Source organism: Lysinibacillus sp. NPDC048646, from assembly GCF_050272295.1.
Lineage (GTDB): Bacteria > Bacillota > Bacilli > Bacillales_A > Planococcaceae > Lysinibacillus.
On record NZ_JBNNLZ010000003.1, the window covers coordinates 121559 to 145465 of the forward strand.

21 protein-coding genes are annotated in these 23907 nt (G+C 38.4%); 2 read left to right on the forward strand and 19 right to left on the reverse strand.

Features of this window, described 5'->3' with window-relative positions; all coding sequences use genetic code 11:
* Positions 1–15: 15 nt before the first annotated feature.
* The 3 genes from dnaG to ACQKII_RS05160 form a co-directional block, all read right to left on the reverse strand.
* Positions 16–1848, reverse strand: coding sequence for a DNA primase (dnaG, locus tag ACQKII_RS05150; protein ID WP_427456985.1), 1833 nt, complete (start codon positions 1846–1848; stop codon positions 16–18).
* Between the two features lie 211 nt (positions 1849–2059).
* Positions 2060–2869, reverse strand: coding sequence for a pyruvate, water dikinase regulatory protein (locus tag ACQKII_RS05155; RefSeq protein ID WP_427456987.1), 810 nt, complete (start codon positions 2867–2869; stop codon positions 2060–2062).
* A 16-nt stretch (positions 2870–2885) separates the two neighbouring features.
* On the reverse strand, positions 2886–3518 hold the full coding sequence (locus ACQKII_RS05160) for a helix-turn-helix transcriptional regulator (protein ID WP_427456989.1): 633 nt from the start codon (positions 3516–3518) through the stop codon (positions 2886–2888).
* Positions 3519–4037: 519 nt separating this feature from the next.
* Between ACQKII_RS05160 and ACQKII_RS05165 the strand changes: the two genes are divergently transcribed.
* Positions 4038–5423, forward strand: coding sequence for a glycine--tRNA ligase (locus ACQKII_RS05165; RefSeq protein WP_427456991.1), 1386 nt, complete (start codon positions 4038–4040; stop codon positions 5421–5423).
* A gap of 118 nt (positions 5424–5541) precedes the next feature.
* Here the strand turns inward: ACQKII_RS05165 and ACQKII_RS05170 are convergent, their stop codons facing one another.
* On the reverse strand, positions 5542–7260 hold the full coding sequence (locus ACQKII_RS05170; protein WP_427456993.1) for an HD-GYP domain-containing protein: 1719 nt from the start codon (positions 7258–7260) through the stop codon (positions 5542–5544).
* Positions 7261–8024: 764 nt separating this feature from the next.
* On the opposite strand from ACQKII_RS05170, the gene ACQKII_RS05175 reads away from it, so the two are divergent.
* Positions 8025–9452: an S-layer homology domain-containing protein gene (locus ACQKII_RS05175; protein WP_427456995.1), complete on the forward strand. Its 1428-nt coding sequence runs from the start codon at positions 8025–8027 to the stop codon at positions 9450–9452.
* Positions 9453–9486: 34 nt separating this feature from the next.
* Here ACQKII_RS05175 and recO read toward each other — a convergent pair whose 3' ends face one another.
* The 15 genes from recO to mtaB form a co-directional block, all read right to left on the reverse strand.
* Positions 9487–10281, reverse strand: coding sequence for a DNA repair protein RecO (gene recO / locus ACQKII_RS05180; protein WP_427456997.1), 795 nt, complete (start codon positions 10279–10281; stop codon positions 9487–9489).
* A gap of 158 nt (positions 10282–10439) precedes the next feature.
* Positions 10440–11357: a GTPase Era gene (gene era / locus ACQKII_RS05185; RefSeq protein WP_427456999.1), complete on the reverse strand. Its 918-nt coding sequence runs from the start codon at positions 11355–11357 to the stop codon at positions 10440–10442.
* Positions 11344–11757 (reverse strand): cytidine deaminase, encoded by a 414-nt coding sequence (locus ACQKII_RS05190; protein WP_427457001.1) that lies wholly within the window; start codon positions 11755–11757, stop codon positions 11344–11346. Before ACQKII_RS05190 ends, era begins: the two co-directional genes overlap by 14 nt.
* Before the next feature lie 278 nt (positions 11758–12035).
* Positions 12036–12386 carry a diacylglycerol kinase family protein gene (locus tag ACQKII_RS05195; RefSeq protein WP_427457003.1) on the reverse strand — a complete coding sequence of 117 codons (351 nt, stop codon included), beginning with the start codon at positions 12384–12386 and terminating at the stop codon, positions 12036–12038.
* Complete coding sequence (gene ybeY, locus ACQKII_RS05200; protein ID WP_427457005.1) at positions 12387–12860, reverse strand: rRNA maturation RNase YbeY; 474 nt, start codon at positions 12858–12860, stop codon at positions 12387–12389.
* An 8-nt stretch (positions 12861–12868) separates the two neighbouring features.
* Positions 12869–14989, reverse strand: a complete 2121-nt coding sequence (locus ACQKII_RS05205) for an HD family phosphohydrolase (RefSeq protein WP_427457007.1) — start codon at positions 14987–14989, stop codon at positions 12869–12871.
* 259 nt (positions 14990–15248) lie between these two features.
* Positions 15249–16205 carry a PhoH family protein gene (locus ACQKII_RS05210; RefSeq protein WP_427457009.1) on the reverse strand — a complete coding sequence of 319 codons (957 nt, stop codon included), beginning with the start codon at positions 16203–16205 and terminating at the stop codon, positions 15249–15251.
* 2 nt (positions 16206–16207) lie between these two features.
* Positions 16208–17320, reverse strand: a complete 1113-nt coding sequence (locus tag ACQKII_RS05215; protein ID WP_427457011.1) for a sporulation protein YqfD — start codon at positions 17318–17320, stop codon at positions 16208–16210.
* Positions 17310–17570: a hypothetical protein gene (locus ACQKII_RS05220; protein WP_143995388.1), complete on the reverse strand. Its 261-nt coding sequence runs from the start codon at positions 17568–17570 to the stop codon at positions 17310–17312. Before ACQKII_RS05220 ends, ACQKII_RS05215 begins: the two co-directional genes overlap by 11 nt.
* A 54-nt stretch (positions 17571–17624) precedes the next feature.
* A complete protein-coding gene (locus ACQKII_RS05225) occupies positions 17625–18131 on the reverse strand; it encodes a hypothetical protein (protein ID WP_427457013.1) in 507 nt (168 codons plus the stop codon).
* 25 nt (positions 18132–18156) lie between these two features.
* On the reverse strand, positions 18157–19161 hold the full coding sequence (gene floA, locus ACQKII_RS05230) for a flotillin-like protein FloA (RefSeq protein WP_427457015.1): 1005 nt from the start codon (positions 19159–19161) through the stop codon (positions 18157–18159).
* Positions 19162–20499, reverse strand: coding sequence for an NfeD family protein (locus tag ACQKII_RS05235; RefSeq protein WP_427457017.1), 1338 nt, complete (start codon positions 20497–20499; stop codon positions 19162–19164).
* 405 nt (positions 20500–20904) lie between these two features.
* Positions 20905–21078, reverse strand: a complete 174-nt coding sequence (gene rpsU / locus ACQKII_RS05240) for a 30S ribosomal protein S21 (RefSeq protein ID WP_004227078.1) — start codon at positions 21076–21078, stop codon at positions 20905–20907.
* Between the two features lie 489 nt (positions 21079–21567).
* Entirely contained in the window at positions 21568–22239 is a 672-nt protein-coding gene (gene deoC, locus ACQKII_RS05245) for a deoxyribose-phosphate aldolase (protein ID WP_427457019.1), read from the reverse strand.
* Positions 22240–22431: 192 nt separating this feature from the next.
* Positions 22432–23781, reverse strand: a complete 1350-nt coding sequence (gene mtaB / locus ACQKII_RS05250) for a tRNA (N(6)-L-threonylcarbamoyladenosine(37)-C(2))-methylthiotransferase MtaB (protein ID WP_427457021.1) — start codon at positions 23779–23781, stop codon at positions 22432–22434.
* Positions 23782–23907: the final 126 nt, after the last annotated feature.

Genomic DNA, 23907 nt, shown 5'->3' on the forward strand with positions numbered 1-23907 from the left:
AACAACCGAATCGGGTTAAATCGCCGATAACGATTTTCTTAAATGAATAATCTGTTGGGCGATTTCAAGTGCACGCGCATACTCATGCATCTTCTCCGCTTCCTTTGACTCATGCATCTTTTGATGAATTTCTTGCTCAATTCGATATTTCCGCAGCTGACGTATAGAATCTGAAACCTCTGCTTCTGCATAATCAGGGTCTCTCTCTACTAAAGCCGCTTCCATGACAATTTTTCGTAATTCAAGGTCATCTAGAATCTCTACAAAGCGCTGATAATCTGAATGACCATATTCCTCGTAAAATCCTACTAACCGAACAAAAACAGCCATATACGCATCTCGTACAAAAGGCTCTCTTTGTTCATTACGTAATACCCTGTCCACTACATCTATATTATGAAGCATATGAGCCAGTAATAAACGTTCGGCACGTTCAGCTGCGTCCATAGGCTTTTGTTGCTGCGTGACTGGCATCGAAGGCACCTGTGAGGGCATCTCTACTTTTGCAGAGCGTACCTGACTTGCCTCTATTTTTCGAAATTGAGCATAAATCGCTTCTTCCGAAATATTTGTTTCATTCGATAGCTGTCTTATATACAAATCTCGTTCGACTGGTGAGGACCGACCTACCAGTTGTTCGAGCACTTCTTGAATATATTGAAGCGTATCATTTTCAAACTGAAAATTCTTATTGCGTCTAGCATGCATCATCATGAAAGCAATATACGCATGCGGATTTTCCAAAATCTGTTCTTTAAAGGCTTGTCCACCTAGACTCCGAATATATTCATCAGGGTCTTGTTTGTCAGGTAACACCGCAATATCGACTTTCATGCGTTCAGTCTGCAGTAACTGTGCCGCTCTTTTCGCCGCATCAAATCCAGCGTTATCACCGTCATAGCAAATCGTAACTTGCTCTACTAAGCGCTTTAGCTTTGTGATATGCTGATTCGTAAGCGAAGTGCCCATTGTAGCGACGGCATTCGTTACACCTACTGAATTAGCTGCTAAAACATCCATAAATCCTTCCATCAATACTACATGACGATTTTTTCGAATGGAGGTTCGTGCCTTGTCTAGGTTATAAAGCACTTCACTCTTATGAAAAATTGGTGATTCTGGACTATTTAAATATTTTGCCTCTTCACCAGTCGATGAAAGTATTCGTCCTGAGAAAGCAATGATTTTACCATTCTCATCACGAATCGGAAACATAATACGCCCTCTAAAACGATCAAAATAGCGTTCTTCCCCTTCACGCTTGATAATTAAACCACTGTCTGCGATTTCTTGTAAGTTATAACCTTTTCTTTCAAGCAATATCGTTAATGCATCAAAGCTTGGGAGAGACCATCCAATGCTATTAGATTCGATAAGTTCCCTTGTAAATCCTCTTTCTAGCAAATAATTTAAAGGTTCTTCACCGTCTTCTGTATTCAACAGTAAATGATGGAAAAAATCCGCTGCAAAAGCATGCGCTTCTTTCATGCGCTCTTCTGCTTTAGAGACCGTTTTCGTCACTTCAGGTAAACTTGGACCAACATCTAAATGTATGCCAGCACGTTCACCAAGTTTCACGACTGCGTCCGGGAAAGTTATCCCCTCAATGTCCATGACAAAAGTAATGGCATTACCGCCTGCCCCGCAACCAAAGCAATGAAAAATCTGCTTGTCTGTTGACACAGAAAAAGATGGTGTTTGTTCTCCATGAAATGGACAGAGTCCAAACCAATTACGCCCACGCTTTGTGAGCTGCATATATTCACTAATGACATCCACAATATCCGATTGTGTCCGAATCTGTTCAATCACTTCTTCTGGAATCTTCCCTGCCAATTTCATCACCATCTTTAAGTTACGTTCTAGAACACAATTCGCTATCCGTTTTAAAATTCCTTTATTTCTCGACAAAAAAATAGGAATTTTCTCTTTTTTAATATTTTTACCACAATTTTATTATTATAAAACAAAAATTAGTTTTTATCTATACTATTTTCAATAACGACCCAAAAAAACCGCCTCTAACAAACCGAGGTGGTTTACTGAACTTTGTTTCTTATTAACAGTTTGTAATATACTCGATAATTTCATTCGCTGTTTCTTCTACAGCTTTGTTAGTCACATCAATAACTTTACAACCAATTTTAGCGACAATTTTTTCAAAATGTTGAATTTCTTCTAATATACGCGTATGTTGCGCATAGATGGCATCATCATTTAATCCTAAAGACATTAATCGCTCTTTTCTAATATAGTTTAATTTATCAGGAGAAATAATTAAGCCAAAACATTTTTTTGGATTTATTTGTAATAATTCATCTGGTGGCTCCACTTCTGGGACTAATGGTACATTCGCCACTTTATAACGTTTATGTGCTAAATATTGCGAAAGTGGTGTTTTCGATGTACGGGATACCCCAACTAGCACAATATCAGCTTGCAATAAACCACGCGGGTCTCTACCGTCGTCATATTTCACCGCAAATTCAATTGCTTCAATTTTTTTGAAGTAATCATCATCAAGCTGATGTACAATCCCTGGTGTTTCTAGTGGGATTTCTTCCATAAACATTGCCATTGATTTCAGCGCAGTTCCCAATATATCCGCGGCATGTACTTTTTCTTTCTCACATAATTCATGTAATAACGCACGCATCTCCTGCCGAACAAGTGTATAAATAATGAATGCCTTCTGTTTCGCTGCTAGGCAGACAATTTTACGTACAAGTTCTTCAGATTGAATATGTGGAAAGCGACGAATAATAGTTTTCTCTAAACCTGGTCGAAATTGACTAATAACAGCCTTTGCTACTTGGTCACCAGTTTCACCGACTGAATCGGAAACGACAAAAACTCGAAGTTTCTTCATGCTGTTCCCCTCAATTTTAGACATTTTGAGCAAGTGATAAGAAAGCACGTGTAATCGTCGTCTTTGTAAGACGCCCAACAATTGTTAAGCCACCCTCTTGTGGTTCTATTACCGGTAACGAATCCACTTCACGCTCAATTAGTTTATTCGCTGCGACAATTAACGAATCCGATCTTTCACAGTACGAAATATTTGGCATTCTCGTCATAATGATATGTACAGGAATTTTATTTAAATCCTGCGTGCCAATACTTGTACGCAGTAAATCCTTACGAGACAGTACTCCTGTCAAAAATTCGTTCTTATCTACGACAAAGAGTGTCCCAACATCCTCTGAAAACATGAAGCAAATCGCATCATACACGGTCATTGTTTCTGGCACAACCACCGGGCCAGAGTGAAAATCCTTCACTTTTAAATTGTTGATGCTATCCATCATTGTAACGGACATTTTTTTACCTGAATAGAAGTAGCCAACACGTGGTCTAGCATCTAAAAAACCCGCCATCGTAAGGATAGCTAAATCTGGTCTTAATGTCGCTCTTGTCAGATTAAGACGTTCTGCAATATGTTCGCCTGTAATCGGGCCGTTTTCTTTTACAATTTGTAAAATGTCTTCCTGACGTTTATTGAGTTCGATTGGACTCACCGCCTCAAATCTAATAGTGTTATACTCATGCTCAATTATTATATACTATTTTAATGGTTATTGCGAAGAAAAGAACTACATGCTACAATATTGACACAGACGCTTGCTCTACATGTATTTTCGAGCGATATTGCGTTATACAAGCGATGATAGGAAAAAAAGTATCTGTTCTATTTTAAAAGCGAGTAGAAGATAGTGAAAGTCTACACAGTAACAGAGAAAAGGCACTCCTTGAGCTAACTTCTTGAAAAGAGGTTTTAAACAAAACGTTTAAAACAATCAGGGTGGAACCGCGGGTTTTAGCACTCGTCCCTGGGCATTATTTGTGCCCGGAGACGGGTGCTATTTTTAGTTTAACTAGAACTAAGGCGAATGTCATAGACTTTGAAAAACCCATTTCAAAATCTAAATGCATTGTTTATCCACGCGAAAGCGTAGCGACAACAACTAATCTGCCATAGAGGAACTGATTAAACTACTCATTCATTTTATGAAAAACAATTTAAGGAGGCTATTTTAATGGCTAACAAATCAATGGAAACTATTGTATCTTTAGCGAAGCATCGAGGCTTTGTCTTCCCTGGTTCTGAAATCTACGGAGGCTTAGCAAACACTTGGGATTACGGTCCTCTTGGGGTTGAATTAAAAAATAATGTAAAAAAAGCATGGTGGCTAAAATTCGTTCAAGAATCAGAACATAATGTAGGTATTGACGCTGCAATCCTCATGAACCCAAAAGCATGGGTTGCTTCTGGTCACGTAGGAAACTTCAATGATCCAATGGTTGACTGTAAAGCATGTAAAGCGCGTCACCGTGCAGATAAAATCATCGAAGACGCGGCTTTAGCAAAAGGCGATGAAATTATTGTAGACGGAATGACATTCGACCAAATGAAAGAGACAATGGTGAAATACGACGTTGTTTGCCCAGATTGTGGCAAGGCTGATTTCACAGATATTCGACAATTTAATTTAATGTTCAAAACATTCCAAGGTGTAACTGAATCTTCTACAAACGAAATTTTCCTACGACCAGAAACAGCGCAAGGTATTTTCGTAAACTTCAAAAACGTTCAACGCTCTATGCGTAAACGTACACCATTTGGTATAGCACAAATCGGTAAATCATTCCGTAACGAAATTACACCAGGTAATTTCACATTCCGTACACGTGAATTTGAACAAATGGAGCTTGAATTCTTCTGTAAGCCAGGTGAAGACCTGGAGTGGCATGCATATTGGAAAGAATTTTGTAAAAACTGGTTACTGAACTTAGGTATGAAAGAAGATTCAATGCGTCTTCGTGATCATGAGGACGATGAATTATCCCACTATTCAAACGCAACAACAGATATCGAATTCAAATTCCCATTTGGTTGGGGTGAGCTGTGGGGAGTAGCTGACCGTACAGACTTCGACTTAAAGCAACATATGGAGCATTCTGGAGAAGATTTCACGTATATCGATCCTGTCACGAATGAACGCTATGTACCATATTGCATTGAGCCGTCTTTAGGTGCAGACCGTGTAACATTAGCATTCTTATGTGATGCCTATGATGAAGAAGAGCTTGAAGGAGATGATAAGCGTACAGTATTACGTTTCCACCCTGCTCTTGCACCATTTAAAGCAGCAGTTTTACCGCTTTCAAAAAAATTATCAGATGAAGCTGCTGATGTTTGGTCGGAGCTTCGCAAAGCATTCCCAGTAGACTATGACGAATCACAATCAATTGGTAAACGCTACCGTCGTCAAGATGAAATCGGTACACCATTCTGTATCACATACGATTTTGATTCAAAAGAAGACGGTCAAGTAACAGTACGTCACCGTGATTCTATGGACCAAGTTCGCATGCCAATCGCCGATGTTAAGGCATACATTGAAAAACATCTTCAATTCTAATTCAGATGCTTACAGATGGATGCGAACTTTGCACCGAAAGTATAACTAAAATGCCCATATTAAGGCATAGTTGAATTTATAGAGTAGAGAGGGAGTCACTGATGCGACTCCCTCTTTCTTATGACTTTAATTTTGTAAATAAACGTTCTTGCATTTTTTCCTCAAATGAAAACCTTTTCATACTCATCCCTACTAAACTAACAAGCAACTCTTCAATATCATTTAATGAATAATAAAGAAATGTGCCTTCACGCATTGGACGCACTCGTTTTTCCATTGTTAACTCATCTTCTATAAAGTAGGCTACATTTACCTCGCAATGCTCCATAAGTTGTGTAATCCGCTGATCGTCTCCTGGATTGATAAAGAATGGCACTATTTTATCAATATACAAAATACTCTGAACTAATTTAATGAAAAAATTTTCACGAAGTGATGTCTCCACCACTAACACAGTCGTTTGATCATGCTGATAATCCATGTATAAAACATTTAGTTGCTCTTCCAATAATTTCTTTAAGATATTAATAGAATTTCTATATTTCGTCATATCGGTTTGAATTTCTCTTGTCAATAATCTCAAAATTCGGAAGGCAGGTAAGAAGATTTTCAAAACAATTTCTTTTGGATGCAAATGATCGATTAATTTATTAAAATGAACTCTTAAGTTTTTTTCGTCACAGCGAATTAATTGCTCTACAAACAAGTTAAATATTTCTTCGAAACTATCAGCACGATAGTCAAACATCTCTACGATTTTCACACTATAATTCAATGGCAAATTCATAGACGTCTGCTCATCTAACAGTTTTACTTTTGGTAGCGTGGGAAATAAATCATAGACTAGTTCTACTTGTGCCCTTCGATAATCGGAAAGTAGCACAACAGAGTTCACAGGATAAATCCCTAGGCACTCCACAAATTTATGCATAAATTTTTCGTTATATAGATGACGATCACGATATAAAACAGCTAGCGCATCTGTCGCACCATACCCTGTATGATACACACGTTTCGATGTCATAGCGGAGTACACATCGATTATCTGTAATAACTGAACACCCTCGCTCATTTCATCTGCACAAAGATGATTTGGATAACCTTTACCGGCAAATCGCTCATGATGGTCACGAGCCAAATAGGCGATATCCTCTTCACCATTCTCTACAAGTAGCTCAAATCCTTTTGTGGTATGCATTTTGACAATTTCAAATTCATCTTCAGATAGTTTTCGCTTTAAATTCAAAATTTCCTGTGGAATAAATACCTTTCCAATATCGTGGAATAAATAGCCTCTTGCAAGTGTTTCGATATCTGTTAGACCTAAATGACGTGCAAATATTGTACCTAGTACGAATACGTCAAACGAATGAACAAATGAATACTCATCCCATTCTCTTAAGCGCATAAGTAAGTCATAGCGATGCTTTTCTTCCAAAATCAGTTCAAAAATACTCCTTACATATGAAGTATCCTGTATACTCTTTAAAATTTGGCCATAACGTAATTCATGAACAACATTCTCTAAAGTTGTCATAAAAAGATTGTTTACCGCTTCTTTATACTCATCAATCTCTTCCTTTTTCTCTATAAGTGGTGCAAATATATCCTCATACTCCCTCGTACGCTGTGCACCTAAATCATGGACAATTCGTACTGATTTTGAAGGTAAATAAACTGATAATTCTTCTACTTTTCTAAGCTTGAGTAATGTAATAATCCGTTCGGTTAACACTAAATCTCTTTTAGCTAATAAGCGATACTCGGAAAAAATATCTTCAGCTAAAATATCATCCGCTTCCACTTCGTCAATACTTAATGTAACTTTTCTTAGCACATTTTTTGCCACATACGCAATTTTCCAGCATTATGTGACCTCCCTCCCTTTTCCATAGGACTGCGTTGTTCTAATAAACGTAGTATTAATACGTTTTGTTGATAGAGGCATTTTTTTCATTTTTTATATGCATGTCAGATATATTATTAATATTGGAACTAATTTTCGATTGGTACAATACGCATAAATTATACAAGAATAGTATAAATATAATTATCTATACCCCTTACAATATCATAGGTTAAAATACCTTTTCAACTAGTATATGGGACTCAAATGATTAGTTAATACTATGATTATATTATTAACCTTTTTAATATTTATAACTTTTGACTTATATAATATCCATTTTCTCAAGTTTCATTTCTATTTATATTAATTATATATACCTATTATTTAATTATTAATATATATATTTATTGATAAAAAATATTTTTTTGCCAACAAATAAATTTAAGAGAAAAATGATTTTTTTCACATGCTTTTGCTTTCAGGAAACCCTATAATAATGTATATTTTATCGATAATTCTCAACTTCGCTCCTACTTTATTTTTTAAAGGATAAAATTCCCTCTATTCTCACCTTCAACAATTTGATATAAATAAATTATTATAGTGAATGTTTAATGTTAAAAAACAGTAATTTAACATTTTTATGGTATACCGCCATACTTTTTCAGGCGTCCGGAAGTTTGGATTTGTTATAGGAAGGGTTACTATCGCAGACAGTGCTATAATTTACATCTACTTTTGGAGGAAATCAAGTGAATACACATCGTTTTTATCAAATGGCTATAGCTGCAACTCTAGCAACGAGCGCTATCGTTATAGCTACCCCAGCATATGCTGCTACATCATTCTCCGATATAAATGCATCAACAGAGGAAGGTCAAGCTATTCTGAACTTAGCACAACGCGGTATTATTTCTGGCTACCCAGATGGCACATTCAAACCAGCAAATTCGATTACTCGTACACAAGCGGCGAAAATATTAGCTGGAATTTTACATCTTGATACTGTCAATGTGACGAACCCACAATTTAAGGATATACAACCTGGCGATGAAAACTATGGAGCGATTGCAGCCTTAGCAAATGCCGGCATTATCAGCGGCTCAAATGGATATTTCTACCCAACTAAAAATATTACTCGAGGTCAAATGTCAAAAATGATTGTCAAAGGTTTTGATTTACCTATTTCTGACAAAACAAATATACCTTTTACTGATGTGATAGCAGGAAGCGAATACGAACCTTATATTCAAACGCTTTATGCCAATCACATCACAAAAGGTACTACGCCTACTACATTTGGACCGCAAAATAATGTAAAACGATCGCAATTAGCTACTTTTGTTGTTCGTGCTGAAAACACGCTAAACAATACGACTATTTTTGCAAGTAACTATAACCAAGATTACATCTTTGCCTCTTACGGTGGCATCGAACCGGCAGAAGATATTTTCACTTGGGACGAAGAACAAGACATGACAGAGTCTATTACGATTAATCCTTTAAAAGAAGGTACTGGTAAATTAGTTATTACTGGTTTTACTGAAGATACTGAGGAGTTTATGGATGTCTTTTTCTTAGTTCATGTGAAAAATGTAAATGGAAAACTACAAACAACTTTGGAAGAAGTAAATGAAGCAGACCATATTGAAAACCTGCCTTTAAATCTAGAGGAAAGTGATTTAAAATTCGTACCAACGGAAGTAAGTATTCAAACTGCTGATGGTCAAGCCGTATCTTCAGATTTATATGCTTTAGAAACAAAAAATAATGAGACAACATTATCCATCTTTAAAAATGGACAGTATCTTTTGACGTTTACCAATGGTACACAACAACAAACAATGGCTGCCGATGTGGATACGTATGATTTTGTTCGCAGCATCGATCTTTACGAACTTTCAAATGATTTAACATTTACAAGTGAGGATTTATCGTTTGAGCCAATCAATGTCGTATTAGAAGATTTAAACGATGGTTCAGATCCTGCATACAAGATTCCAGTGAAAGCGACAATCGTGGGAAGCACACTGAATGTTATGCCTCTAGCGGAGGGGACAGCTATTTTACATATTACTGGTAAAAATGGCGAAACGACTTATTTATATATTGAATTTCTAAAAATCGCTGGTAAATGGGCTGCTTATTACGATTTTATCAATGCTAATGATGAATTTTAATGAATTGTAGATGATAAAAAATGCCAGAGGAATGTTAGTCTTCCTCTGGCATTTCTGTATTTGTAATCGGTGATCTCGGTTGTAATTCAGGTGTTCTCTCCAACTGCTCGATAAATTTCTTTGTCTTAAAACGAATTCCTGTTTGTTCCTCATAAATCGTTGTTATAATTTTTTTGATAAAATACTTTGTTTCCTTCTTCAATTCTATTTTTCCAATTTGATCAATTGGTACACTATAAAACATTCGTATAAGCTTTAGCTGTGTGGGTGTTAAACGGATAATATATGGATCGTGCTGATAACAGCGGTGACACAAAAAACCGCCCTGTGCAAAGGAAAAGGCGAATTCTCCATCTACCGCACCGCATGAAGCACAGGCATGTAAAATGGGTTGCACACCTGTAAACGGTAGCATCTTCCACTCTACAAACAGAGTTATTGCTTCTGGATCATAACCGTCCTCAATCGCCTGTAATGCTTGTAAAAGCACTTCAAACGCAAACGGCTCTGGTTTTCCCTCTTCCACTACTCGCTCAACCAGTTCCATTATATAACTTGCGTAGGCAGTTGCCATAATATCCTCACGAATATGACGCATTGAATTCAGATGTTCACCTTGTTGCAATGTCCCCATACCTATATGATGTTGTACCATAAACATGCCATATGTGAATGGCTGAGTCACAGCAGCTAATCTACTCGAAGGCTTCTTTGCGCCACGTGCCATAGTTGCCACTTTTCCAGCTTCACGCGTTAATAGCGTTACAATTTTGTTGGACTCCCCATAGGCACGCGCCTTTAGAACAATACCTTCCCATTTATAAAGCAACCAGGTCCCTCCTCTCCTTAGCATTCACAAGAAAATAGAGCTCTCCAAAACATCATTTGGACAGCCCCTTTCTCACACTATTTAATCCATTACACCTAAATCCAGTGTTCCTCTCAACTTCTAAAGTTGTGAGAGAATACTACTGAATAAAACAGCCGTTAATATTCGTCATCACGGAAACCGAAATCACGTAAATGCGTTGATTTATTACGCCAATCCTTCTGCACCTTAACCCATAATTCTAAATAGACTTTAGAGCCAAGAAGCATTTCGATATCCTTGCGGGCACGTATCCCCACTTCTTTTAATAAGGCTCCGCGTTTACCGATGACAATTCCTTTTTGCGAATCACGTTCAACGATAATTGTCGCTGCTACACGGATTTTGCCTTCGTTTTCTTCATCACGACGGATTTTATCGATTACCACTGCAATAGAATGTGGTATTTCCTCACGAGTTAGGTGTAACACTTTCTCTCGAATAAGCTCTGAAATAATGAATCGCTCAGGGTGGTCTGTTACTTGGTCAGCAGGATAATATTGCGGACCTTCTGGCAAATATTTCGTTAGTGTAGCCAATAGATTTTCAACATTATTTCCTTTTAGTGCTGAAATCGGCACTATTTCTGCGAAGTCATAGCGCTCCTTATAGCTATCGATAATCCCCATTAATGCATCTGGGTGAACCTGATCAATCTTATTGATAATTAGGAATACCGGAGTAGGGTTACCTTCTAGCAATTCTAAAATGAACTCATCTCCCTTTCCAAGCTTCTGCTCTGCGTTCACCATGAACATAATTACATCCACTTCACGCAATGTGTTTTTAGACACCTTTAACATGAAGTCGCCTAATTTATGCTTGGGCTTATGAATCCCAGGTGTATCGATAAAAATCATTTGGCTATCGTCTGTTGTTAGTACACCTTGTACTTTGTTTCTTGTTGTTTGTGGCTTATCACTCATAATGGCAATTTTTTGACCTATTACTCGGTTTAAAAATGTTGACTTTCCTACATTCGGTCGACCAATAATCGAGATAAAGCCTGACTTATAGCCAGTATTATTTTCCAGCATTCTCTAAATCCTCCGTTGTGAATGCAAACGGTAATAATTCGCCAACCGACGTTACCGTAACATCACCTTTTAAATTTGTTAAATAGACAGGCATCGTTGGCCCGCAAAACTCCATCATCACTTGACGGCAAGCCCCGCATGGCGCACAAGGGCCATCTGTATCAGCGACAATTGCAATTGCTTCAAATTCATATATGCCCTCTGATACTGCTTTAAAAAACGCCGTACGCTCTGCACAATTGGTCATACTATAGCCTGCATTTTCAATATTACAGCCGTGAATGACATCGCCATTTTTCGTTAAAAGAGCCGCCCCTACTTTAAATTTCGAATAAGGAACATACGCCTTTTCTCGCGCTAACTTTGACTCCTCTAATAATGCATGCATATCAATTGTCATCTACGCTAATTCTCCTCTACATAAAAATCATTTTCGCCTCAACATAATAGTAGCTGATGCTCTACTTCCACTATAGAAAACCAAATAGTCTGGATACTGATACCAGCACAAGACAAGACGGATAACTAGTTGTATGCAAGCTCTACTTTATCGCTATCCTTTTCTGCCTTTCTCACAATCCATGCCATTTGTCGAAGCTATTACCAACGCGATGTTGGTCACACAGGCGAAGCGACGTCTTGTCGCTTCGCCTGTGTTTCTCTCCATAAGGAATGAAGTTAAAACCATTTCGGTATAAAGATTAGTAAACCGATTATAGCACTGAATAAAGCAAATACAAGTACTGCACCCGCTGCAAGATCCTTTGCTTGCTTAGCAAGCGGGTGAATAGCTGGCGACGCCAAATCCACCACTCGTTCAATGGCGGTATTTATCATTTCAAGAGCAAACATCAGTGCTATTAATAATAACACAATGAACCATTCTACACGTGATAAACCAGTAAAATAGCCAACTATCAAGACAATTCCTGCACTTAGCACATGCGATTTAAAATTTTGCTCCTTACATGCTGATAGGATGCCTTGAAAGGCATAGACGAACGAGCGAAAATATTTGCGTACATCCATTTAGTCACGTCCTAAGCCGTATGACTGTAAGATCTCATCTTGTTTCCCGAACATTACTTTTTCATCCTCAGGCACCATATGATCATAGCCAAGTAGATGCAAGAAGCCATGCACAGCCAAAAAGCCTAATTCACGTTCAAATGTATGACCGTATTCTTCAGCTTGCTCTTTCGTACGATCCGTTGAAATAATAATATCCCCTAAAATTCGAGGCATCCCTTCAAATGTCACTTCCATTTCGCCCTCACCTAATTCTTCTAAAGCAAAAGAGATAACATCTGTTGGTTGGTCCTTACCACGATATTCGCGATTAATTTCTTGAATAGCTGCATTTGTTACAAATGTAACCGACACTTCTGTTTCCGGTTCAATGTTTTCGGTTTTTGCTGCATGCTGTAAAAGCTTCTCCACAAGTTCCATATGTTTCGCAGTTACTTCATTTGTTTCATCTGTAAAATCAATTGTTAAAATCATAGATCCTCCTACTTATCTGCTTTTGGATATTCAATTCGTGAGTGAAAAATCCCATTCAACGTTTCACAAAGCACTCGCTCTATACATTTTAACTCTTTTAGCGAAATATCGCATTCATCAAACTGATTGTCCTGTACACGATCATCAATAATAGCCTTCACTAACTTGTGAATTTTTTCTGCATTCGGTTCCTTCATCGAACGTACCGCTGCTTCTACACTATCAGCAACGCTAATAATCGCTGCTTCCTTCGTTTGTGGCTTCGGACCTGGATATCGGAACTTCGCTTCATCAATTACTTTGCCCTCTTCCTTCGCTTTATACAGGAAGAACTTTAAAAGACTCGTCCCATGATGTTGCAACGCAATATCAATAATTTCCTGTGGCATCTTGTAGCGCTTTAACATCTCTGCTCCATCCGTCGTATGTGCGATAATAATTTCTGCACTTGTTTCTGGCGGCATTGAATCATGCGGGTTGATACCAGACATTTGATTTTCAATGAAAAAAGCAGGTCTTTTCGTTTTTCCGATATCATGATAATAACATCCTACACGCGCAAGTAAGCCATCTGCACCTATTTCTTCACAAGCAGCTTCGGCCAAATTTGCTACCATTACACTATGATGATATGTTCCTGGTGTTTCCATAAGTAATCTTTTCAGTAACGGATGATTCGGATTAGAAAGTTCAATTAAACGCAACGTCGATAATAAGCTAAATGCAGATTCAAAGAATGGTAATAAGCCCATTGTCAGTGCACCTGAAAGCAGGGCAGATAGTATCGCAGCGATAAAGTAAAACAGTAGCTCAGAAAATCCATACGACGACTGTGTCATGAGTAAATAAAAAGCTATAAAAGCCAAATTCACGAGTGAAATGACACCGACTGCTTGTAAAATATGCGAGCGCTTTTCGACACTACGCATAAAGAATAGGCTCGCAAAGCCACCGAAGATGATATACAGTGTAATCTCCATTTGCATCACCGATGAATAGCCTTCTTGGAAAATGACACCTGCTGAAGCAGCAGTCATAACTGTGATTAATATTGCCGCCCGATCATCTGCTAGCAATCGCACTAGCATCGTTGCTAGGGCTGTCGGGAATAAAAATGCGACAGTCACATCAAAACCACCTGCGACTAAGCTAATGAACTTCATTAAGAGAATAGATAAGCTATAGACAATCACGGTAACAAGTAGTGCATTGCGCTTTTTTTGCTCATCTGCCTCCCATCGTTCAAATAATATAAACATGAATATCAATTGCAGGAAGGTTAATATAATCAATCCTGCAATTGGCTTCATAGACGCTTTATTGCTCACCATTCCGAGAAGCTCCAGTTGTCGGTAAGCCTCCGTATCAATTATTTGGCCTTCCTGAACAATGATTTGACCTTGCAAAATACGAGTAGGCTCAATCGATTCTTTTGCCTGCTCGATTATGACTTTTGTTTGCTCCTCATTTATCGTTTCATTTTCAATAATACTCGCACGCCCGATTAAAACGACTGCACTTAATATTTTATCGGGATAACCTCGCTGTCCACGAATTTTTATTTCAAAATCATTTTGAGCAGCCAACACATTTTCTGCACGAATTGATTTTTGTAAATAGTCCTGCACAAGTTTTGATAGCATTGTACTCGTTCTCTTTAAATCTGTATCACTTTGCAGTAATAAAATTTCTAGCTGGGCATCAGTAAAGGTTACAGGCATTTGCTCAATATCAATAGATTCTATTTTTTTTCGTAGCTGCGCCACCTGGTCAACAATTGCAACAGGTTCTTCACTGCTGTCAACATCCTTCTTTACTTCAAGGACATAGTCAAATAAAGACGCCACAATAGCGGCGCGTTGCTTAGCGACATCCTCTGAAAACTGATAGACGGGCGCAACTGCATTTGCTGCTTTTTCTCGCTCTTGTTGTGTCTTAACTGTATCTTCGATTGTTTTAGTAGATCGAACAGTTTCTGGTGCAAGCTGTAATGGTTTAAAATCATATGTAACACCTTTAACATTGCCATACATAAATGCAAACTGTAAGGCTCCTGTTAAGATGAGAACAGCAATCAAAAAGTAGCGAAAACCAATAAGCTCGGTAATTTTTCGAAGTTGTTTCTCCATCTGGCACCTCCTCTATCTATCTACTATCATACCAATTCAAAAAACATTTTTCTCGAAAAAAGTATAAGAAAGCAAAAAACAGCTATACAAATTTGCATAGCTGTCACATTTTTTACCAAAATATAACTATATTCCCATATAAAATAGGTGCCCTCTGTCACGATTTGTCGCTTTGGTGTACCTTTTCTCGGGGCAGACTTTAGTGCCGCTGACGCTTCGCTTTCGCGCAGACTTTAGAATAATCGCTAGTACGATTATTCTAAAGTTGCTGTTCTTCGTAGGCTTGAATAATTTTTGCTACTATTGGATGGCGAACAACATCACCCTGTTCTAAAATTTGGAAATGGATAGACTTGACATACTTTAATGTACGTTCTGCCACAATCAAACCAGAATCTGCATTTTTTGGTAAGTCAATTTGCGTTTTATCTCCTGTAATAACCATTTTTGAGCCGAAGCCTAAACGTGTTAAAAACATCTTCATTTGTGGATGTGTTGTATTTTGTGCTTCATCTAATATAACAAAAGCATCGTCCAATGTCCGTCCACGCATATAGGCTAGAGGTGCAATTTCAATTGTGCCACGCTCAATGAGTCGTTGTGTTTGCTCAGAGCCATAAATGTCATTTAATGCATCATACAGAGGACGTAAATAAGGATCCACCTTTTCTTTTAAGTCCCCTGGAAGAAAGCCTAGAGACTCCCCTGCTTCTACTGCAGGACGCGTTAAAATAATACGCTTTACATGGCCATTTTTCAGCGCTTGTGTAGCCATTACCACTGCTAGATACGTTTTACCGGTACCTGCTGGACCAATACCGAAAACAACGTCTTTGTGACGGATCGCTTGTATGTATTCTCGTTGACCAATTGTTTTCGCACGAATTGGCTTGCCTTTCGTCGTGCGAGCAATTTCCTCATCGTAGAGTTCTGCAAAATATTCAATTGTACCTTTTTGTGTCATTTCGATTGCTGTGGCTACATCACGCTGATCAATATTAATGCCTTTACGAATGACTTTTAAGAGTGCCTGTAAAAGAAATGTCGCTTGTTCTTTAGCGTCTTCCTCACCAGCAAGTTGAATTTGTTCACCACGAGTAATTATATGGACATGTAGTGCCTCTTCAATTAATTTCATATTAGCATCGGAAATACCTAGTAACATTACAGCTTCGTTTGGATTATCCACTTGTAATACAGTTAAATGTTCAGACATAATCATTCTCCTTGTGAGCCATGTATTGGACTTGCAATGTTCTCATTGACTAAAAATAGAACTTTCCCTTCAACTGTACCATTCCCCCACTTCGCCTGTAAAAGGTTTTCTTTTTTGATAACCGTTTTCGCAGGTAGTGATCGTAACAATTTTTCATGGAGTAGCGGCATGAGTAGTGAATCTATTTTTGACTTATCAAGTACTACTTCCATCGTTTTTGTTTGTTGCTCTTCAACAATTGAAACGTATGGATCCAGCCAGTTTGGTAATTCTTTTTTTTGAACATAGTCAACCTGTTCTTTATGAATGCCCTTTACTAATACACGCCACTGTTTCTGTTGTAGCGTTTCCATCGTTAGCTTTGTCGGAATTTTGAATGTACATTCAAGCCAATAATCTGCAAAGACGTCTCCTTTTGCACCGACAAAGACATGATCATTTCCACTTTCGATGACGCCACTTACAAGAACATCGCCATCATAAGCTGTATCATTTACCGAAATTTTTCGTTCACCATTTTGAATATTAAAGTGGGTTATCACACCACTTTTCGTAGCTACCAAGTGTGTTGCTAACTTTTCATTCGTCTGTTCTGCTTGCTTTGGGGATTCCTGAGGTCGTAAAATCACACGACCACCATGTTTTTCAATATGCACCCACGCTAGCTCTCGATGCTTTTCTAACAGTTCCTGCCGAATGATTGCATCAGATGGTAATACTTTTTTAGACATAGGCGTCTCCATTTTGAAAGTATCATTAAATGTCTTCTCTACCTTCTGCTGTATTTCAGGAGTAGCTGCCTCAATATCGACCCGCCAAATTACCTGTGCACATAATAGGGGTATTAAGATCATTATAAATAGACCGAGCATAGTCCAAAGTTGCGCTCGAAAAACCTGAAGCTCATCTGCATAATGTACAGTCATTTTGAGTCGGTAACGGCTACGTGTACGGCGAATTTTTGATAGATAACGCATATTTGTTTCAAATTTGACTTCTTGCTCACGAAATACAACACGTTTTAACGGAACATGTTGTGCATGCAATGTTTGAATAAAAGGATGAACATTTTCATGGCGCTTTATACGTATGATGATTGGTCGATTATTCCACATTGTTGCTCACACCCATATCTTTTGTCATTTTTACATGTAGTTCTTGTAAATCATCAATCGAAAGATGAAGCATTTCTTCTTTAATAGCGTTTATATCCACGGATTTTCCACGCACAGTAATATGATAATCAGCGTAGACAAACGAACAAGATGTAGCATCTGCATGTAAAAACCTATATGGGCCGATGATTTTTAATGTTTCAAACTGTGATAATTCAAGTAGTGGCGTTAATTGAAATAATTTTTTCATAAAAAATGCCTCCTTCTTCGGCAATATATGCGTCAAAAAAGGAGGACATGCTAGTTATTTTCTTTTTGCTTTCGGCGAGCCTAAAACTTCTGCCATCACCACAGCCTGCATTAATGCTTTTTTAGAATTTGGTAATTGAAAACCCTTATTTGTCGTCGCTACATTTACTTCTTTTTTCCCAGCCGCCAATCGACCAAGACTTGGACGATTAGTCGTGCGACTTGATGGCTCAGTCGGAATAAGTGGAGGAGCCATATAGCTCGGTATTTGTTCCGTCACTTTTTCTTCTACTGGTTTAACACGTGCTTCAACTCTAGGTTTTTCTGCCTTTCTATCCCCTAAAAACTCACGTGCAAAATCCTCAAAGCTCTGCGTTTTAATAGTTGGACGTGTTGGACGTTGTGGCTTTACCTCTTCTGTTTCCATAATGACAGGAGATTGCGGCTGCTCATCCTTATTAAAGGGTGGCATTTGTTTTTGCTGTTGTTGTTTGTTATTTTTTGATTTACCGAAAAGTGAGCTGACTATGGCAATGATCGCAAAGATTATTAATTGTTCCATTAGTTAGACTGCTCCTTTCCGTATTTTATGCGTTTGGTTCATTTGTCTCTGTTTTATCCGAGCTCACCTTAGAAATAGAGTCACGCATAGCTGTATCTGCTTGAATATTGCGGTAGTTCATGTAATCCATAATACCAAGATTACCTGAGCGTAAAGCTTCTGCCATCGCTTGTGGTACCTCCGCCTCCGCTTCTACTACTTTTGCCTTCATCTCTTGAACGCGCGCAATCATCTCTTGTTCGTTTGCTACGGCCATTGCACGACGTTCCTCGGCCTTCGCTTGGGCAATATTTTTATCTGCCTGTGCTTGCTCAATTTGTAATTCGGCACCAATATTTTTACCTATATCAACATCCGCAATATCAATCGATAAGATTTCAAACGCTGTTCCAGAGTCTAAGCCTTTTGAAAGTACAGTTTGTGAAATCATATCTGGATTTTCTAATACTTCTGTATGATGTGTAGCAGAACCGATTGTCGATACAATCCCTTCACCAACACGGGCAACAATTGTTTCCTCACCAGCACCACCGACTAAACGTTCAATATTGGCACGCACAGTAATACGTGCTTTTGCTTTAACCTCGATACCGTTCATAGCAACACCTGAAATAAATGGTGTTTCAATAACTTTCGGGTTAACCGACATTTGTACTGCTTCTAATACGTCTCGCCCTGCTAAGTCAATTGCTGCACAACGCTCAAAAGATAACTCAATATTTGCACGATGCGCTGCGATTAACGCATTTACAACACGGTCAACATTACCACCTGCTAAATAGTGACTTTCTAGTTGATTAATTGTAACAGGTAAACCTGCTTTATGTGCTTTAATTAACGGATTAACAATTCGTGATGGAATTACGCGACGTAAACGCATCCCGATTAGTGTAAAAATACTAACACGTACACCTGCTGCTAATGCAGAAATCCACAGTGCTACTGGTACAAAGGTAAAGAATACTGCTAAAACAATGAATAATAAGACTAGCCCGACTACTGGTCCAATTAGAGCTAAATCAAATCCCATTTATAATTCCTCCATCTCTTTTTCTGTTGGTCTCACGACAATGCGTGAGCCTTCTACTTTAATGACTTCTACATACTTACTCGCATCGACATAGCCACCTTCTGATACTACATCAATACGTTCATTACCAAACTGCATCGTACCTGAAGGACGAAGCGGTGTAATTGTTTTACCCACTCTTCCAAGCAATTCAGTGCGATTAACGTTAGACACATAACCTTCTTCCGTCGTTGTCGCATCCATCAGGACTAATTTGTTTAAAACATGCATTTTTTTTCCGAAAAATTTCATCAGGATCACCATTCCTATTATTGCTACCACGAGCGCAATGAAAATTGCCACGATCATTTGCATCATGTTTGCACCTGCTAGTAACAAACTAAGTAATATAAGTACACCACCTAAAATACCAACAATGCCTCCGGGGACAAAAAACTCCGCAATGACAAGCGCTAATCCTGCAATAAACACAAGTAAAGTTTCATAGCCCGCAAAACCCGCCACCATATGACCGAAGAAAAATATCCCTAGTGCTGATAAGCCCATTATACCTGGAACGCCGAAGCCTGGCGAATATAGCTCCATGACAAGTCCTAAGCTGGCAATCGATAGTAAAATAGGTACAATGATTGGGTTTGTAATAAAACGAGCAATCTTTTCAGAAAAAGTCGGCTCAATTGATACAATGTCACTACCCTTTAATTTCGTTTCTGCAAGTAACTCTTGAAAATTTGACACAGTGCCTTCGGAATAACCGACTTCTCGCGCCTCTGTAGCCGTTAATGTTAATAAATTTTTGCCACCCGCTCGAAATTCTGGTAAATCAATAGATGAATCCGCCATTGCTAAGGCATATTTAGGATTACGATTGTGATTGGATGTTTCTGCTGCAGCTTCCATTTGTGCAAGCCACGCACTATGTGCCTTTAAATCTGCCGCATTCCCTACCGAGTCAATAACCGCCGCTGCTCCAATCGTACCATTAGGCACCATATAGATATCATCCGCATGCAAGGCTAAAAAAGCACCGGCTGAATGCGCATCTTTGTTAATGTAAGCAATCGTGCGAATTGACGTTGCATCCATAAGCATGGCGATGTCACTTGCTGCATTGACGAATCCACCAGGCGTATGTATGTCTAGTATGATCGCTTCCGCATAATTTTCCTCTGCTTCTTTAAAAGCTCGTTCTAAAAATGCGTGAAGTCCTCGTTCTACTTCATCATGAATTGGCACGTGGTATACCTTGCTACTCGCAAAAGCGGATGTCAATGGAAACGCTAACAAAAAAGTCATCCATACGACAAGTAAATAGCTAAGGATCCTCCTTTTTCGCATTTTTTTCCCTCCCTTCTAACATGCTTCTCTTCTGTATATACGACTGACCTTGTAAAAAGTTTCACAAATCCATTAATTTTATTATACAGTGAAACAGGAATTTTTCATTTCCTTTTGATTAGCCAACAACTCAGGCGAGGAATCTCACGTTCGACAGTGGTATATCTATACGTTCTTGACTTGTATTCAGTGACTTAGTACCCTACTCGAAGTTGATAAATAAAAAGCCGAATGAAATCAAAAGTGACTTCATTCGGCTTCTGCAGTATGTACCGCAAAAAAGAGCAACATGTAAAATACCCGAAATTAACCATATATACGATTAATTCCAGGTATATCATTGTCTGCTCAGTGAACCATAAAATTGCGTGTTATGAACGTAGGGATTTTTAATGGGAAATTAAATTACCACTTACGTTTACGTGCAGCTTCTGATTTCTTTTTACGTTTTACGCTAGGTTTTTCGTAGAACTCGCGCTTTCTAACTTCTTGAATTGTACCACTTTTTGATACAGTACGTTTGAAGCGGCGAAGAGCATCTTCAAGCGATTCGTTTTTGCGAACGACAGTTTTTGACATCTCTCTTTCCCTCCCTCCGAACACACGTCAATACACAAATAGGCAAATAACCAACTGTTGTGTACTAAAGAATTATACCGTATTGTCTAATAATGGTCAATAGAAAGAATTCGAATTATTTTCGAGAATTTATAGTTAGTATTTGGACAAGAATAAATACATATGCTTTAGCTAAATAATCTCAGTATTTGAAACGGAGGAACCATTTTTCGAGGGTTAATTCTGCAAATTGTAGAAGGGATGAGAAACTCTTTCGCCTACCCGTCGGCTGAAGCGAAGGGGGTCATGAAGACCACCTAAATTATCCAGCATTCTAAAATACATAGATAATGGTCTTTTTCTTATGCATATAAACAATTATATAATATTAAGTTTACAGATTACTGAGGGGATATCCGCGTTTTAGTGCCCATTATTGACTGTATCAATCTTTGCATAAAAAAGGGGTAGTTCAAAATGAACTACCCCTTCTTCCATGTGAAGATTATCTTAATAATTCGAATCAGCAATTAATCCATTCATAATGGCTACACCTGAACTCGCACCGACACGAGTTGCTCCTGCAGCAATCATACTTTGCATATCTTCCAAGCCACGAACACCACCTGAAGCCTTTACACCTAGCTCTGGACCAACTGTTTTACGCATTAATGCAATATCCTCTGCTGTTGCTCCACCTGTCGAAAAGCCTGTTGACGTTTTTACGTAATCAGCACCAGCCGCAACTGCAAGCTCACATGCTTTTACTTTTTCATCATCTGTTAAAAGACATGCTTCGATGATAACTTTAACGATAGCACTGCCTTTTGCCGCTTCTACTACTGCAGCAATATCTGCTTGTACAAGGTCATAGTTTTTATCCTTTAACGCGCCAATATTGATGACCGTGTCTACTTCTTTTGCACCGTTTACAATCGCATCCTTCGCTTCAAATGCTTTTACAGCTGGTGTATTCGCTCCTAAAGGAAAGCCAATCACTGTACATACTAAGACACTTGAGTTTTGTAATAGTTCACTACTGTAGCTTACCCAAGTTGGATTTACACAAACAGATGCAAAACCAAACTGTTTCGCCTCTGCACAAAGTTTTTCGATTTGCTCTTTCGTTGCCTCAGCCTTTAATAACGTGTGATCAATTATACTTGCGTAATTTAATGTCAATGTAAACCGCTCCTTCTAATTTAAGTTGTACGTACCTCTTTGGATAATACCATTTTTTCACGTTGCCGTCTAATTTCTTACTATTTAGTGTTACTCATCTATATATTAAATGTTACAGAAAGAAGGACTCAATCAATTGGATCAAAAAAAAGGATTGTCCTATCGTTTAAAGATAGGCAATCCTTCGTCTTTTTATTTTGCAGTTTCCAATACACGCACAAACTGCCCTTTGGAATGAGGGTAGCCCGCTTGTGTAATTTTCACCTTCACTAGTTGACCAATGAGGCTTTCTGGACCTTCGAAGACTACTTTTAAATAATTATCTGTATAACCAGTTAATAAACCTTCTTCGTCGCTTCCATCGTGCACATATTCCTCTGGGATCACTTCTAACACTTCATTCTCGAAGCGTGAAGCATATTCTTTTGCCAGTTGATCGTTTAATGCGATTAAGCGGTGAACACGCTCATTTTTAATGTCCTCGTCGATTTGGTCCTCCATACGTGCTGCTGGAGTGCCTGTTCGCGGAGAGAATGGGAAAACGTGTAGTTCAGAGAATTTATGGTCACGAATGAAGTTATACGTTTCCATAAATTCTTCCTCTGTCTCACCTGGGAATCCCACAATAACGTCTGAAGTGACTGCTAAATCTGGTAAAGCTTCGTGTAACTTTGTTAAGCGTTCACCGAAAAATTCCATTGTATATTTACGACGCATACGTTTCAATACCGTATCCGAGCCTGATTGAATCGGAATGTGTAGATGATTGACAACGATATTTGATTCACGTAAGACATCAATCACTTCATCTGTTAACTGACTTGCTTCAATCGAAGAAATACGTAGACGTTTCAACCCTTTAACGTTGGCCTCTAAGTCACGTAGCAATTGTGCTAGATTGTAGTCTTTTAAATCTTGACCATAGCCGCCTGTATGAATTCCTGTTAGTACAATTTCAAGATAACCAGCATCTACTAGTTGCCGTGCTTGATGTAGAACCTCTTGAGGATCACGAGATCGCATTAAGCCACGTGCCCATGGAATGATACAAAAAGTACAGAAGTTGTTACAACCTTCTTGGATTTTCAGTGATGCGCGAGTACGGTCAGTAAAAGCAGGCACGTCTAATTCTTCGTACACACGATTCTTCATGATGTTGCGTACTGCATTAATCGGTTGGCGTTCGTTGCGATATTGCTCAATATAGCCAAGCATTTTTGTACGGTCCTGTGTTCCGACAACAATATCAACACCAGGAATCGCCATAATTTCCGCCGGAGATGTTTGGGCGTAGCAACCTGTCACACAAATAACTGCGTCAGGATTTTGACGGACTGCTCGACGAATCACTTGACGCGACTTTTTATCACCCGTATTTGTTACCGTACATGTATTAATGACATAAACGTCGGCTTTACGATCAAACTCAGTTCGTTCATAACCATCTTCTTTAAATAGTTGCCAAATTGCCTCTGTTTCGTAGTGATTTACTTTACAACCTAACGTATTCAGAGCTACGGTTTTCGTACGCTCTTTGCTCATAATTAATTCATCCTTTCAACTGCACATTACACTGTGTTTCTTGTTTTTTAATTATTATTTTGATGTACTTATTATAGATACGTGATTTATGATAACATAAACCTTTTAAAATCAATACTCGTAATG

Excerpts from the sequence above, each read along its gene's own strand:
- dnaG (WP_427456985.1), bottom strand. The coding sequence starts at position 1,848 with ATGGTGATGAAATTGGCAGGGAAGATTCCAGAAGAAGTGATTGAACAG.
- ACQKII_RS05155 (WP_427456987.1), bottom strand. The coding sequence starts at position 2,869 with ATGAAGAAACTTCGAGTTTTTGTCGTTTCCGATTCAGTCGGTGAAACT.
- ACQKII_RS05165 (WP_427456991.1), top strand. The coding sequence starts at position 4,038 with ATGGCTAACAAATCAATGGAAACTATTGTATCTTTAGCGAAGCATCGA.
- era (WP_427456999.1), bottom strand. The coding sequence starts at position 11,357 with ATGCTGGAAAATAATACTGGCTATAAGTCAGGCTTTATCTCGATTATT.
- ACQKII_RS05190 (WP_427457001.1), bottom strand. The coding sequence starts at position 11,757 with ATGACAATTGATATGCATGCATTATTAGAGGAGTCAAAGTTAGCGCGA.
- ACQKII_RS05195 (WP_427457003.1), bottom strand. The coding sequence starts at position 12,386 with ATGGATGTACGCAAATATTTTCGCTCGTTCGTCTATGCCTTTCAAGGC.
- ybeY (WP_427457005.1), bottom strand. The coding sequence starts at position 12,860 with ATGATTTTAACAATTGATTTTACAGATGAAACAAATGAAGTAACTGCG.
- ACQKII_RS05205 (WP_427457007.1), bottom strand. The coding sequence starts at position 14,989 with ATGGAGAAACAACTTCGAAAAATTACCGAGCTTATTGGTTTTCGCTAC.
- ACQKII_RS05210 (WP_427457009.1), bottom strand. The coding sequence starts at position 16,205 with ATGTCTGAACATTTAACTGTATTACAAGTGGATAATCCAAACGAAGCT.
- ACQKII_RS05215 (WP_427457011.1), bottom strand. The coding sequence starts at position 17,320 with ATGTGGAATAATCGACCAATCATCATACGTATAAAGCGCCATGAAAAT.
- ACQKII_RS05220 (WP_143995388.1), bottom strand. The coding sequence starts at position 17,570 with ATGAAAAAATTATTTCAATTAACGCCACTACTTGAATTATCACAGTTT.
- ACQKII_RS05225 (WP_427457013.1), bottom strand. The coding sequence starts at position 18,131 with ATGGAACAATTAATAATCTTTGCGATCATTGCCATAGTCAGCTCACTT.
- floA (WP_427457015.1), bottom strand. The coding sequence starts at position 19,161 with ATGGGATTTGATTTAGCTCTAATTGGACCAGTAGTCGGGCTAGTCTTA.
- ACQKII_RS05235 (WP_427457017.1), bottom strand. The coding sequence starts at position 20,499 with ATGCGAAAAAGGAGGATCCTTAGCTATTTACTTGTCGTATGGATGACT.
- rpsU (WP_004227078.1), bottom strand. The coding sequence starts at position 21,078 with ATGTCAAAAACTGTCGTTCGCAAAAACGAATCGCTTGAAGATGCTCTT.
- mtaB (WP_427457021.1), bottom strand. The coding sequence starts at position 23,781 with ATGAGCAAAGAGCGTACGAAAACCGTAGCTCTGAATACGTTAGGTTGT.